The sequence below is a fragment of the Colwellia sp. genome (assembly GCF_013215345.1).
Classification (GTDB): Bacteria; Pseudomonadota; Gammaproteobacteria; order Enterobacterales; family Alteromonadaceae; genus Colwellia.
The window spans coordinates 50,350-63,625 of the sequence record NZ_JABSOV010000015.1 but is presented as its reverse complement, the minus strand read 5'-3'; the positions used below and the strand labels follow the sequence as shown (position 1 = coordinate 63,625).

General features: G+C 39.5%; 15 protein-coding genes. 7 read left to right on the top strand and 8 right to left on the bottom strand.

Annotated features, from left to right (window positions below; all coding sequences use genetic code 11):
* The first annotated feature begins 156 nt into the window (after nucleotides 1-156).
* Nucleotides 157-696, top strand: a complete 540-nt coding sequence (locus HRT50_RS03290; RefSeq protein WP_291611297.1) for a gamma carbonic anhydrase family protein — start codon at nucleotides 157-159, stop codon at nucleotides 694-696.
* Between the two features lie 37 nt (nucleotides 697-733).
* Here HRT50_RS03290 and HRT50_RS03285 read toward each other — a convergent pair whose 3' ends face one another.
* From HRT50_RS03285 to HRT50_RS03270, 4 genes are all read right to left on the bottom strand, one after another.
* Entirely contained in the window at nucleotides 734-967 is a 234-nt protein-coding gene (locus HRT50_RS03285; RefSeq protein ID WP_291611295.1) for a hypothetical protein, read from the bottom strand.
* 8 nt (nucleotides 968-975) lie between these two features.
* On the bottom strand, nucleotides 976-1,809 hold the full coding sequence (aroE, locus tag HRT50_RS03280) for a shikimate dehydrogenase (RefSeq protein WP_291611293.1): 834 nt from the start codon (nucleotides 1,807-1,809) through the stop codon (nucleotides 976-978).
* A gap of 122 nt (nucleotides 1,810-1,931) precedes the next feature.
* Complete coding sequence (locus tag HRT50_RS03275; protein ID WP_291611291.1) at nucleotides 1,932-2,606, bottom strand: OmpW family outer membrane protein; 675 nt, start codon at nucleotides 2,604-2,606, stop codon at nucleotides 1,932-1,934.
* A 164-nt stretch (nucleotides 2,607-2,770) separates the two neighbouring features.
* Nucleotides 2,771-3,322: a Sua5/YciO/YrdC/YwlC family protein gene (locus HRT50_RS03270; RefSeq protein ID WP_291611289.1), complete on the bottom strand. Its 552-nt coding sequence runs from the start codon at nucleotides 3,320-3,322 to the stop codon at nucleotides 2,771-2,773.
* Nucleotides 3,323-3,513: 191 nt separating this feature from the next.
* On the opposite strand from HRT50_RS03270, the gene purE reads away from it, so the two are divergent.
* Nucleotides 3,514-3,996, top strand: coding sequence for a 5-(carboxyamino)imidazole ribonucleotide mutase (purE, locus tag HRT50_RS03265; RefSeq protein ID WP_291611287.1), 483 nt, complete (start codon nucleotides 3,514-3,516; stop codon nucleotides 3,994-3,996).
* A gap of 10 nt (nucleotides 3,997-4,006) precedes the next feature.
* A complete protein-coding gene (locus HRT50_RS03260; protein ID WP_291611284.1) occupies nucleotides 4,007-5,164 on the top strand; it encodes a 5-(carboxyamino)imidazole ribonucleotide synthase in 1,158 nt (385 codons plus the stop codon).
* 87 nt (nucleotides 5,165-5,251) lie between these two features.
* On the opposite strand, the gene HRT50_RS03255 is transcribed toward HRT50_RS03260, so the two are convergent.
* From HRT50_RS03255 to HRT50_RS03240, 4 genes are all read right to left on the bottom strand, one after another.
* On the bottom strand, nucleotides 5,252-5,812 hold the full coding sequence (locus HRT50_RS03255; protein WP_291611282.1) for a topoisomerase DNA-binding C4 zinc finger domain-containing protein: 561 nt from the start codon (nucleotides 5,810-5,812) through the stop codon (nucleotides 5,252-5,254).
* 121 nt (nucleotides 5,813-5,933) lie between these two features.
* Nucleotides 5,934-6,407, bottom strand: coding sequence for a DUF494 family protein (locus HRT50_RS03250; protein WP_291611280.1), 474 nt, complete (start codon nucleotides 6,405-6,407; stop codon nucleotides 5,934-5,936).
* A 10-nt stretch (nucleotides 6,408-6,417) separates the two neighbouring features.
* Nucleotides 6,418-7,575, bottom strand: coding sequence for a DNA-processing protein DprA (gene dprA, locus HRT50_RS03245; RefSeq protein ID WP_291611278.1), 1,158 nt, complete (start codon nucleotides 7,573-7,575; stop codon nucleotides 6,418-6,420).
* Nucleotides 7,576-7,656: 81 nt separating this feature from the next.
* A complete protein-coding gene (locus HRT50_RS03240; protein WP_291611276.1) occupies nucleotides 7,657-8,745 on the bottom strand; it encodes a LysM peptidoglycan-binding domain-containing protein in 1,089 nt (362 codons plus the stop codon).
* Nucleotides 8,746-8,900: 155 nt separating this feature from the next.
* Here HRT50_RS03240 and def point away from each other — a divergent pair, with 155 nt between their 5' ends.
* Genes def through trkA form a run of 4 tightly spaced genes read left to right on the top strand, consistent with a single transcriptional unit; the run spans nucleotide 8,901 to nucleotide 13,171 of the window.
* Nucleotides 8,901-9,407 carry a peptide deformylase gene (def, locus tag HRT50_RS03235; RefSeq protein WP_291611274.1) on the top strand — a complete coding sequence of 169 codons (507 nt, stop codon included), beginning with the start codon at nucleotides 8,901-8,903 and terminating at the stop codon, nucleotides 9,405-9,407.
* Between the two features lie 43 nt (nucleotides 9,408-9,450).
* Nucleotides 9,451-10,437: a methionyl-tRNA formyltransferase gene (gene fmt / locus HRT50_RS03230; RefSeq protein ID WP_291611272.1), complete on the top strand. Its 987-nt coding sequence runs from the start codon at nucleotides 9,451-9,453 to the stop codon at nucleotides 10,435-10,437.
* Nucleotides 10,438-10,442: 5 nt separating this feature from the next.
* Entirely contained in the window at nucleotides 10,443-11,765 is a 1,323-nt protein-coding gene (rsmB, locus tag HRT50_RS03225) for a 16S rRNA (cytosine(967)-C(5))-methyltransferase RsmB (RefSeq protein WP_291611270.1), read from the top strand.
* A 29-nt stretch (nucleotides 11,766-11,794) separates the two neighbouring features.
* The gene (gene trkA / locus HRT50_RS03220) at nucleotides 11,795-13,171 is read left to right on the top strand and encodes a Trk system potassium transporter TrkA (protein ID WP_291611267.1); all 1,377 of its coding nucleotides are present in this window, start codon (nucleotides 11,795-11,797) and stop codon (nucleotides 13,169-13,171) included.
* Nucleotides 13,172-13,276: the final 105 nt, after the last annotated feature.

Genomic DNA, 13,276 nt, shown 5'->3' with positions numbered 1-13,276 from the left:
TCACTCTACTTTAGTATTCATATTTCAATTACTTAGTTTTATCTTTATAGGGTTTTTGAATACTAAGCTGCTCTAATACTGGTTTTATTGACTGTCTATGTTATTTTTACTCTCACTTGCCATTCAATTAAATTGCAGTATTGCAATAGGTGCTATATGAGTATAACTAACATACGTCCTTATAAAGGTATTCTCCCCTCCCTTGGTTCTGATATCTATATCGATAATTCTGCCATTTTAGTTGGAGACATTAGCTTAGCTGATGATGTCAGTATTTGGCCGCTTGTTGCTGCCCGAGGAGATGTAAACACAATTACCATTGGATCTCGTACGAATATACAAGACGGTAGTGTTTTACACGTCACCCGTAAAAGCCCGAGTAACCCACAGGGAAACCCCTTAGTTATTGGCGACGATGTAACTGTTGGTCATAAGTGTATGCTGCATGGCTGTCAGCTAGGTAACCGTATACTAGTTGGTATGGGCGCTATAATTATGGACGGTGTTGTTGTCGAAGATGATGTTTTTATTGGTGCCGGTAGCTTAGTACCGCCAAATAAAACATTAGTCAGCGGTTATTTATATGTCGGTAATCCGGTAAAACAAGTTAGACCTTTAAAGGAAAGTGAAGCGAACTTTCTTAAACAGTCAGCCATAAACTATGTCGAACTAAAAAATGATTATCTTAGTGAGTGATTGTGTTAATGAATAAATACCTGAGTGAACAAGGTAATTAACGCATTTGTATATTAATAGTATTTCCCTCTGGTTCATTCTTCTCGAGCCAGAGTTCAACTATCTCTTCTAAATCAAATTTTGTGCAATTGTCTATTTCATCCAATCGCTTTAATTGCATTGAATGAAAGTATATAGTTACCGATTGACCGGAGAGTAATGCGGTAAAACACCAAGCATCCTGCTCCTTATCAAATACTAAATCATCGTTAAATAATATTGCCTGATTCATTTCGCCTCCTATCCTTCTTTAATAGCAGTTCTTAATACATCAATTACTGGCTGCACATCTGGTATTACGCCGCGCCAAATAGCAAAGCTTACCGCGGCTTGCCCTACTAACATACCTAAGCCATCAATAACTTTAAGGGCACCTTGCTCTCTGGCCCATTGAAGAAATGGCGTCTTATTTTTACCATAGACCATATCGTAACAGACCATTGTAGTTGTTATTATCGATGCAGGGATAGGTGGTAAATCACCAGATAAACTCGCCGAGGTGGCATTTATTATCAGGTCAAACTCTTGCCCTGTAGTTTCATCAAAGCTACAAGCACTAAGTCGTTCATCGCTAAAATGCTGACAAAGGTCCTTTGCTTTGCTTACCGTTCTATTCGCAATAGTAATCGCATCAGGGTTTTGCGCAAGCATTGGTAACAGCACACCTCTAACAGCACCACCTGCGCCTAATATCAAAATTCTGCTTTGCTTTAAAATAACGCCATGCATTAATAAGTCTTGTACTAAGCCTTCACCATCGGTGTTATCACCAAATATCTTTCCCTCTTTAAAGGTAAGTGTATTAACAGCACCTGCTAAAGAGGCTCGTTCAGTCAAAACATCGGCTAATCTAAGTGCTTGTTCTTTAAAAGGTGCAGTGACATTTGCTCCCTTGCCGCCTTGGCTAATAAAATCACTAACTGCCGTAGAAAAATCATCAAGAGCCACTAGCTGTTTTTTATAGCTGATATTATGTTGGCTTTTACTGGCAAATATCTGATGAATATCGGGCGAGCGTGATTGTTCGATCGGATTTCCGTAAACGAGGTATTGGTCTGGATTTTGTTGGGTCATAGTTATTGGCAGAAGTTAACGTATGGCTACAGCCTAACTGAATCAACAATTAATGAAAACAAAAAAGCAGTAACCCTTTTGTATAAGTTACTGCTTTTTGTTTTGAGTGCTAAAAAGACCGTTTAAAATTTATAACCCAGCATGATTGAATAAACCATAGGGTCAACATCAATACTGGCACTACCAATGCTATCGCCTTCAACATCAAATGTCGCATCTGAATTGATATCAATATAGCGAACTGATGCATTTACATGCCACTTATCATTAATATGATAGTCAGCACCTACTTGAACTGAATAACCGAAAGATCCATCTAGTTCTAGGTTACTTAAGCCCAAACTTGCAGCGGCATCTGAAAACTTTTCATCAAAAAAGATTGTGTAATTTAAACCAACACCAACGTATGGCTTAAGTGAAGTGCCGGTATCAAAATAGTACAAAGCACTTAATGTTGGTGGTAAGTGACTTACTTCTGCTAACGGTGCTCCATCAGCTTGTAATGTACCTTTAGGATCTTGAAGTGTTACATCATGGGTAAATGGTGTTGCAGCAAGCAATTCGATTGCACAGTTACTGTCAAAAAAGTAAACAAAGTTCAAACCTAGTTGAGTATTATCATCTACGGTAAGTGACATGCCATTGTCTGCACTTCCACCTAATAAAATTGGCGTCTTACCACTGTCAGGTGCAACCATTGTTAGACCACCACGAACTAATATGTCACCAGCTTGGTTAGCTAGAGCTACTGTTGAAGTGCATGTTAATAGGGCTAGAGTTAATAAAGTTTTTTTCATGATATTATATCCTTAAATTAATTATGGATATAATAAGGCCAATGATTTAATAAAGTTTGATTCAGCGCAAACTTTTAAAGTGAAATTTTTGAAAGTGCTTTAATATTGATTTTGATCAAGTTTTTGGTCTGTCGCTGCTGTTCTTAGCCCTTTTCAGCTTAAAATTAAACTCTAATCACCTTTCCTGTTAACGCATTAATTATCTGTGAGGGGTTGTTGTGTCCTAAGGTCTCACCTTTAATAATAAAATCGAGATTTTCAAGCAATAGTGGTGACAGTGTTTGCCATGTTTTAGCTGGCTCTTGACCCGATAAATTAGCGCTAGTCGATACTATCGGCTTATTAGTTTGTTTGCACAGGGCAACAACGTCTGGCTGACTGGTTATTCTTACCGCGATAGTGTCAAATTTACCGGATAATAATGGTGATAGCTTTTTATTTTTAGGTAAGAGTTGAGTGATGCTATCTGGCCATCTAGATAAGACAGTAAAGCGCATATCTTGCGGAATTTGACTGTCGTCAATGTAAGGGAGTAATTGAGAGTAGTTACCAGCAAGCAATATTAAGCCTTTCTCTGCGGATCTTTTTTTTAGTGCTAACAGCCGCTTAAGTGATTCTTCGTTGTCGGGATCACAACCGAGACCAAACACCGCTTCTGTTGGGTAGGCAATAATGCCACCACGGTTAAAAGCATCAACTACATTTGTTTCGTTCACAGACCAGCCTTCTAATAATCACATTAATGACAATATTACCAAACCCCCAGCAGAAATACCTAATGATGGATTAATTTATCGATAAAACACTTCTCGATTCCGTATTGCGATAAAGAAGGTTATAATTGCAGCTCTAAATTCTACTTTCTTCGTACCCGAAGACCATTTTATTTTTTAAAGGGCATACATTCATGACAGTCGGTATCATCATGGGGTCAAAATCAGATTGGCCAACAATGCAACATGCAGCAGAGATGCTTGATTCTTTAGGCGTAAAGTACGAGACCAAAGTGGTTTCAGCACATCGCACCCCTCACTTACTTGCCGAGTATGCTGAAAGTGCAAAAGACAGAGGCATTAAAGTAATTGTAGCTGGTGCTGGTGGTGCTGCTCACTTACCTGGTATGGCTGCAGCTTATACCTCTTTACCTGTTTTAGGTGTACCTGTGCAATCTAAAGCTCTTAACGGACAAGATTCTTTATTATCAATTGTGCAAATGCCAAAAGGTATCGCTGTAGGTACGTTAGCTATAGGTAATGCTGGTGCTGCTAATGCAGGTTTACTTGCGGCACAAATTATTGGTACTTATGACGCTGAAATCCAAGAAAATATCGAACAGTTTCGTAAAAAACAGACCGAAACCATACTTGCTAACCCAAACCCGGCAGAATAAGCACAGCATTATGAAAAAAGTTCTAGTACTTGGCGCAGGTCAATTAGCTCGCATGATGGAATTAGCGGGCACACCTTTAAACTTGGATGTTAAAGCTCTAGATGTATTAAGTAATAAGGTTGTACGCCCTCTTGCTCCTAAATACATATACGGCGATTTAAAAGCTGGCATTAGTGATGCCGATGTCATTACCGCAGAGTTTGAACATGTAGCCCATGACGTACTTGCTGAGTGTGAGCTATCAGGTAAGCTTTTTCCAACAAGTGCAGCCATTAAGATTGGTGGTGATAGACGATTAGAGAAAGCATTGCTTGAATCTTGTGATGTTGCCAATGCCAAGCATTATTTTGTTAACTCAAAAGCAGATTTTGATAAAGCAATTAGTCACTTATCTTTACCAATTATCTTTAAAAGTGCACTAGAAGGATACGATGGTAAAGGCCAATGGCGATTAAAAGTAGCCGCTGATGCCGAAGCAATTTGGCAAGATATGGCTGACTTTCTAAAAGCTTCAACGACAACAGTCAAGCAAGGCCTTGTTGCCGAACAAATGGTGCCTTTTGATCGCGAAATTTCTCTTGTCGGTGTTCGCCGCGTAAATGGCGATGTTGCGGTATATCCACTGACTGAAAATCATCATACTGATGGCATGTTAAGTGTATCCGTTGCCAACCCTGTTAATACTAAACTACAAGAGCAAGCAGGCATTGTATTTAAAGCAATATCTGACAAGCTTAACTATGTTGGTGTTATGGCAATTGAATTTTTCCAAGTAGGCAATCAGCTATTGGTAAATGAAATTGCACCAAGAGTACATAATTCAGGTCATTGGACTCAACAAGGTGCTGACACCTGTCAGTTTGAAAATCACTTAAGAGCAATTTGTGATTTACCTCTAGGTAGTACAGCGCTTGTTCGTCCAACTGCAATGATCAATATTATTGGTGAGGATAGTATTCCTAACGAAGTACTTGCTATACCAAGTGCCTCTGTACATTGGTACAACAAAAGCAAGCGTGTCGGTCGCAAGATGGGCCATATTAATGTTAGCGGTAACAATGAATTGCAACTTGCTCAGCGTTTGCAAAGTTTAGCTGATATCCTTTGCAATAAAGCCTTCCCAGATCTTAGCGACTTCGCTAAAGACTATTTAGCTAAGCAAAGCTAATAAATATTGTAGTTAATAACGAAAAAGACGCCTATTCACATATAGAAAGGCGTCTTTTTTTATTTCTAGGATAGTTACATAACCTTGTCATGTCTTCTGCATATGAGAGCATTTTTTATCTGCACACTGGTATTTAAGCCCCGCAGCCATATTTCTCTTTAATAAGAGTGGAAATTGACACTTTTCACAATTACCGCTAATAGGCTCATGGTTAACAACAAACTTGCACTTAGGGTAAGCATCGCAGGAGTAAAATTTCTTACCAAAACGACTGGTTTTTTCTTGTAATGCTCCACCTTTACAGCTTGGACATGCCACATCCTGTAAGACTTCTTGTGCCTCTTGCTCAATATGATGACATTCAGGGAAGTTACTACAACCAATAAACATGCCATAGCGACCTTGTTTCACCGCTAACTCATGGGAGCATAATGGACATTCACTACCCGGTAGTATTTTATTTTCTACACGTTCATGTTCTACTACTGCACGGGTATATTGACAATTAGGGTAATTTACACAACCTAAAAAGGCTCCAGACTTACCACGTTTAATCGTTAACTCAGAGCCACATTCTGGACACACTTGATACTCTTTATCTAAAGCATGTTCGTGATGAGTAAAAAGCGGTTTATCAGATTCAGACATTATAGGAGTTAGCGCATAAAAAAATATGACGCTATTATGCCACAAAACCTCACTAAACAATATGCTGAGCGGCAGCTGACATAAATGCTCTACTATTTATTAGTCAGCCTGCTAGTAATTATTAGTGTAGTGGCCCTTCTTGTTCTTCAAAGATTAAATCTTCTAATTGGGAGTAAGCAGACTCTTTGCCTGGTACATTGAATAACACCATAAGAATTACCCATTTAAGGTCATCCATAGAGAAGTACTTAGTATCAAGCTCCATCACCCTATCAATAACCATTTCGCGGGTAGTAAAATCAAGTACATTCACTTGCTCTAAAAATAAAATAAAACCACGGCTTGGTGTATCAAGCAGCTGCATTTCTTCGCTGGTATAAATGCGTACCGATTTGCTGCCAACACGGGTAAGGTAAGGATAAGCGTCGCTGTCTTGCAACGCGGTCAGTTTTTCTAGCCAATTTAATGCTTTATATATTTCATCCTGGTGAAATCCAGCTCGTGTTAACTCATCGGTTAACAGCTCATGATCCACCATAGCTTCTGCTTCATTTTGGATATAGGTTTCAAAAAGATACATTAAGATATCGAACATAATTAGCCCCTTATATACTTTGTGTTCTAATATAGCCACCAGGCACCGCAGTTACCAGACCACTTAGCTCAAGCATTATTAATCGAGTTAACACTTCCTCTACGGGAAGTTCGCTTCGTAAAACTACTTTATCAACGGGAGTAATTTCAAATCCCACACTAGCCAACAATGCATCGTTACACAAGCCTTTTTGATTTATTTCATTTGCTCCTTTGTTAATGCCTTGTTCAACTGGTTTTAACGGCGGTTCATCACTCTTTAAGTGTAGACTAGGTTTATCGGCAAAAGCGAACTCATCTATTATATCGGCACATTGCTCAACTAGTTTAGCGCCTTGTTTAATTAACCAATGACAACCTTTAGCCTGCGGGTTTTCAATAGAACTTGGTATAGCAAAAACGTCTCTATTTTGTTCTAGTGCACAGCGCGCGGTAATCAAAGAGCCACTTTTTAATTCAGCCTCTACCACTAAGACTCCTAAGCTCAAGCCGCTAATAAGGCGGTTTCTTTTTGGAAAGTGCCCTGCTCTAGCTGGCGTGCCAGGAACAAACTCACTAATAATAGTACCACCAGATTTAATTATTTGTTCGGCTAAGCTACGGTGTCTTGCTGGATAGACTTGATCTAAGCCAGTAGCAACTACTGCAACTGTGCCAGTAGACTCACTCAAGGCGCCACGGTGAGCTGCAGCATCGATACCAAGTGCCAAGCCGCTAGTGATAACAAAGCTGTATTGAGCGAGTTGTTGGCATAATAAAAAGGCGGTATCTCGACCTCCTGCGCTAGCAGCACGACTGCCAACCACGGCAAGCTGTCGTGCATTGAGTAATAATGGATTGCCCTGAAGGAATATTACTAAAGGTGGATCATAAATTTGCTTTAATAACTGCGGGTAGTAAGCATGATCAAAGCAAATTAACTCACTATTACAGCTTGCACTGTCTTGTATAATTTGGCTTATTTGTTGCCAGTTAGGCTGATAGAAAGCACAAAGTTGTTTAACACTTAAGCCATTGGCAGAAGTAAGCACTGAAGGCTTATCATTAAACGAAAAAAGCGCGGTTAAACCAAAGGTTTCAACCAGCGCTATTTTTTTGTGAGTGGCTAACCGAGGAACAAGCCTTAAAGCTAACCAATATTCATTGTTACTTTTACTGTTATTATTCATTACTTGTCTTCTCCCTAAGAACAAGTGGTCTGCTTAACTATCTCTTATACAAAAGAGGAAAGTAAAAAATTTAACAGTGGGTTATTCTGGTGCAGTAATTAAATCATTAATTCTGGCTGGTTTTTCTGTGTGTAAAATAAGTGCCATACTGGCTTTTTGATAGACTTTAAAAACCATTAATTCACCTAATTTCTCTGTTGGCATTTTATAATCACCACCAGTAATTCGATTCCAAGTGGATGTTTCAGCAACATAAGCAGGGCCATCGCCAGTATCAACTACTGCAGGACTAGTACGTTTTATGGCCATAACATCACCAACGTTCACATCATGATCCAAACCACGGTTAATCATAACAACTTCCAGCTTGGCAAATTCACGACCATTACTAGTCGCTTTAACAATTGAACCCCGAAGTGATTCATTCGCCGCTTTCATTGAAAAAACAGCAGGGAATAGTTGTCCTTCATTAATAGGTACAACATAGTTGCCCGCATGAATTTCTCTTTTTACCGAGCCAATATTCATGGTAGATGGCACATCATTTTCAATATCGCCACGCTTTAACACCTGCCCGGTACCTACTAAGTTGACATAAAAACCTAAAGAATCATCGGTTTCTGGATCAAAAAGCTCTTCACCTTTATCGTAAATAGCGTAGCTTTGCGCTACATCTAGATCAGCATTAACATAAACCTTAAAGTCATTGATGCTCATTCTATAACCTTCATCACTACCAATAATATAAGGTAAGTTTTCTAGCTCATCTTCGGTAAATAAGTGATCATAGCGAATAAATGGCGCAATAACTTCTAGCGGTAATAAAGTAATGGCAGAATCTTTTTTCTTCTCTTGGCGAATCTTAGGTGACCATTTATAACTAGGTTTAGCCGGTTCAACCACTAACATAGGCTCACCGTTCTCATCAAAAACTAGCTTTAAAATATCACCGGGGTAAATTAAATGTGGGTTATTAATTTCTGGATTTAAGCGCCATAATTTGGGCCATAACCAAGGTTGCTCAAGAAACAGAGCTGAAATATCCCATAACGTATCACCCTTCACGACCACATGTGTTTTAGGTGCGTCATCATTAAGTTTTATCTGATCAGCAAGTGCAATCAATGGACATGACATTAAAGATAGCGAGAGTATTATTTTTTTAAGCATTGAGCTCATTCCTTTTGCGTACTTACTGCTATAACGCACTATAATTATTAGTTATATCGAGTGACTTTAAAATGCAGGTTTCAGTTACAGTTACTTGAGTATATAATTAAAACATAACATTCTAGGTGAATTATCGCTAATTCTTTTAACAAAATATGACTATTTTAACTGTTTTACGTTTCCCCGATCCGCGTTTAAGAACAAAAGCGCAACCGGTTACCGCTGTTACTGATGCGACAGCAACAATTATAGACGATATGCTGGCAACTATGTACGAAGAGAAAGGCGTCGGCCTTGCCGCTACGCAAGTCAATATCCATCAACGTATTGTTGTTATGGATACCTCCGAAGATAGCGATGAGCCGATGATACTTATCAACCCTGAAATTATTGCCCGCAGTGAGGAAACATCGATCAACGAAGAAGGCTGCTTATCCGTACCAGGGACTTATGCCAAAGTAGATCGCCATGATGCTTGCACCGTAAAAGCACTTGACCGTCAGGGTAAAGAATTCACTTTAAACGCCACAGGCTTACAAAGCATCTGTATCCAACATGAAATAGATCATTTGAATGGCATTTTATTTGTTGATTACTTATCACCGTTAAAGCGTCAACGCATTCAAAAGAAGCTTGAAAAAGAAGCTCGTTTAGATAAATAGCAACAACTAAGTAAGTACATACTTACCATTATAGGATACTCCCTTGGCTACCCCATTAAATATAATTTTTGCTGGCACTCCTGACTTTGCTGCTCAACATTTAGCAGCATTAATTAACTCTGAACATAATGTTGTTGCCGTTTATTGTCCGCCAGATAAACCCGCAGGTCGTGGCAAAAAGCTAACCGCTTGTGCAACAAAGTTGCTAGCGCTAGAGCACAACATCATTGTTGAACAACCTATTAACTTTAAAAGTACAGCAGACCAACAACAATTATCTCAATATGATGCCGATATTATGGTAGTGGTCGCTTATGGTTTGATATTACCTGAAGTCATTTTAAATGCGCCACGCTTGGGCTGTATTAATGTCCACGGTTCAATTTTACCTAAGTGGCGTGGTGCTGCGCCAATTCAACGTTCACTTGAAGCGGGTGATAAAAAAACCGGTGTCACTATAATGCAAATGGATAAAGGGCTAGATACTGGCGATATGATATTAACGGCCGAGTGCGCAATAGAGAATACTGACACCAGTGCCAGCCTTTATGAAAAACTCGCCAATTTAGGTCCAGGTGCTTTAGTAGAAACACTGGCACTTATGGCACAGCCTAATTATCAAGCAAGCGAGCACAATGTTGCCCAAGATAATGAGCTGGCAACATATGCACATAAACTAGACAAAACAGAAGCAGAGCTTAACTGGCAACTAAGTGCGGAGCAACTGCACAGAAAAATCCGTGCCTATATCCCTTGGCCTGTATCTCAATTTACCTTCACTGAATCAGAAAGTAAGCAGCATAGATTGAGAGTATGGCAAGCCTCTGTTCAGGAATATCATGGAAATTCTGCTCCGGGCACTATAATAAAAGCCGATAAAGAAGGCATAGAAGTTGCTACCATCGATGGTGCCTTACGCCTAGAAATAATGCAACTGCCAGGTAAAAAGGCATTGGCAGTGAAAGATATCCTTAATGGTCGCAGCGAGTGGTTCACTGTTGGCAGCCCTATAAATAAGCTTGGTGAATAGAAACAATGATAATTAATATAAGAGCTCTAGCAGCTAAGTGTTGTTACGCCGTTATAGATCAAGGGCGTAGCTTAAGTGACGAACTACCTAGACAGCAAGACAAGTTGATGGGTAAAGATAAAGGTTTACTGCAAGAAATTTGTTATGGCGTACTGCGTTATCTACCAGAATTAGAAAACGATGTTCGTCACTTAGTGCAAAAACCAATTAAGGGTAAGCAGCGAGTATTTCACTTTTTACTGTTAGTAGGCGTTTATCAAATAAGATACATGCGAATACCAGATCACGCATCGGTTAGTGAAACCGTTGCGGCTACCAAGACATTAAAAAACAACCACATGAAAGGGCTTGTTAATGCTGTGCTTAGAGGTTTTCTTCGTACCCTCGAGGCCGAAAGTAAACTAGAAAATAAGACAACTAAAAACTTACCGGATCCAATAAAATATAACCACCCAGGTTGGTTTATTAAAAAAGTACAACAAGGTTATCCTGAGCAATGGCAAGCTATCCTAGATGCTAACCAACAAAGGCCGCCAATGTGGTTACGTGTCAATCAACAGCACCATACTAGTGAAGAATATCAAGCCTTACTCATTGAGGCTGGAATTGAAATAGCTAGCGTTGAAGCAAAATCCCAAGCCATTGCCCTTGCTAAACCACTCGATGTAGCTAAATTACCGGGCTTTGATCAAGGCTGGGTTTCAGTACAAGATGGAGCGGCACAGCAAGCGGCCCGCTTACTAGACTGTCAGCCAAATGACGTGGTATTAGATTGTTGCGCAGCCCCTGGCGGTAAAACATGTCATATCATTGAGCAAACACCTGATATTGCCTCAATGACAGCAATAGATATTGAAGAAGTTCGCCTAACACGCGTTCATGAAAACTTAGAACGTTTAGGCCTAAGCGCGAAAGTTATTACTGGAGATGCAGCCAGTAAAGATTGGTGGTCCGGTGAACAATTTGATCGCATATTACTCGACGCTCCTTGTTCTGGTACTGGCGTTATTCGTCGCCACCCTGATATTAAATGGTTACGTAAAGCCGACGATATTGATAAGTTAGTTATATTACAGCAGCAAATTCTTGACAATATTTGGTCGTTACTCAAACCGGGCGGCACACTACTTTATGCCACCTGCAGTGTTTTACCTGAAGAAAACAGCCAACAAATTTCTCGCTTTATTGAGCAAAATGAAGATGCACAACTAATTGCCATTACCCGTAATAACCTTGATACTGATAAAAATATAATCGGCTGGCAATTATTACCTGATACTGAAAATATGGATGGTTTTTATTACGCCAAATTATTGAAACTCAATTAATACATATAATACAAGCAGAAAAGTAACACATGAAAATAATCATAGTGGGTGCAGGACAAGTTGGCGGTACTTTAGCTGCAAACCTTGTTGGCGAGAATAATGAAATATCGATTGTTGATATTGATGGTGAGAAATTACGCGAGTTACAGGATAAAATGGACTTGCAAGTTGTTATTGGCCAAGGTTGCCATCCTGATGTATTAAAACAAGCCGGCGCTGAAGATGCCGATATGGTCATTGCGGTTACCAGTGACGATGCCACTAATATGATCACTTGCCAAATTTGCTCGTCATTATTTAACACACCGAAAAAAATTGCCCGTATCCGCTCTAATGATATATTAAAATACTCTGAGCAACTTTTTCATAAAAAACACATTCCTGTTGATCATATTATTGCGCCTGAACAACTGGTGACTCGAGATATTGCCCGCTTAATTGATTACCCAGGTGCACTGCAAGTATTAGAATTTGCTGATGGAAAAGTAAGTCTAGTTGCGGTAAAAGCCTACTATGGTGGTTTACTGGTTGGCCATGCGCTGTCAGCATTAAGAGATCACATTCCTAATGTTGATACTCGAGTAGCAGCAATTTATCGCAACGGTAAGCCTATTCGTCCGCTTGGCACAACAGTTATTGAAGCAGATGACGAAGTGTTTTTTATTGCCGCTAGTATTCATATTAGAGCGGTGATGAATGAATTACAAAAGCTAGAACCTGCCTATAAGCGCATTATGATTGCCGGTGGCGGTAACATTGGCGCAGGATTAGCAAGGATTCTAGAAAAAGATCATCAAGTAAAACTTATTGAACGCTCACAAAAACGTGCCGAACAATTAACGTCTGAACTCAATGATACTTTGGTTTTTCATGGTGACTCTTCTGATCAAGAACTACTTATGGAAGAAAATATTGACCAATTTGATATTTTTATTGCAGTTACCAATGATGATGAAGCCAATATCATGTCATCATTGTTGGCTAAACGACTTGGTGTACGTAAAACCATGGTGCTTATTCAGCGCGATGCATACATAGACTTAGTCCATGGCAGCACTATTGATATTGCCATTTCACCACAGCAAGCAACCATCTCGGCGCTGTTAACCCATGTAAGACGTGGCGCAATCGATAATGTTTATAGCCTACGCGGTGGTGCGGCAGAAGCGATAGAGATAGTTGCCAAAGGGGATGAAAAGTCTTCTAAAGTTGTTGGCAGAGCCATTAAAAATATTAAGCTACCTCCCGGAGCGACTATCGGCGCGGTTGTTCGCGGTAGTGAAGTACTTATAGCCCACTCAAATACCTTAATACACGAAGAAGACCACGTAATACTGTTTTTAGTTAACAAGCGTTATATCTATGATATTGAAAAACTATTTCAAGTCAGTGCTATTTATTTTTAAGCCTCTCTTTTTTGACATAATTACTTACAGCTAATCACTTATCCTTAGCTTGATTAGCTGTAATAATCCCCTTATATAACCTGAACATATTACTTTCCCATTCTC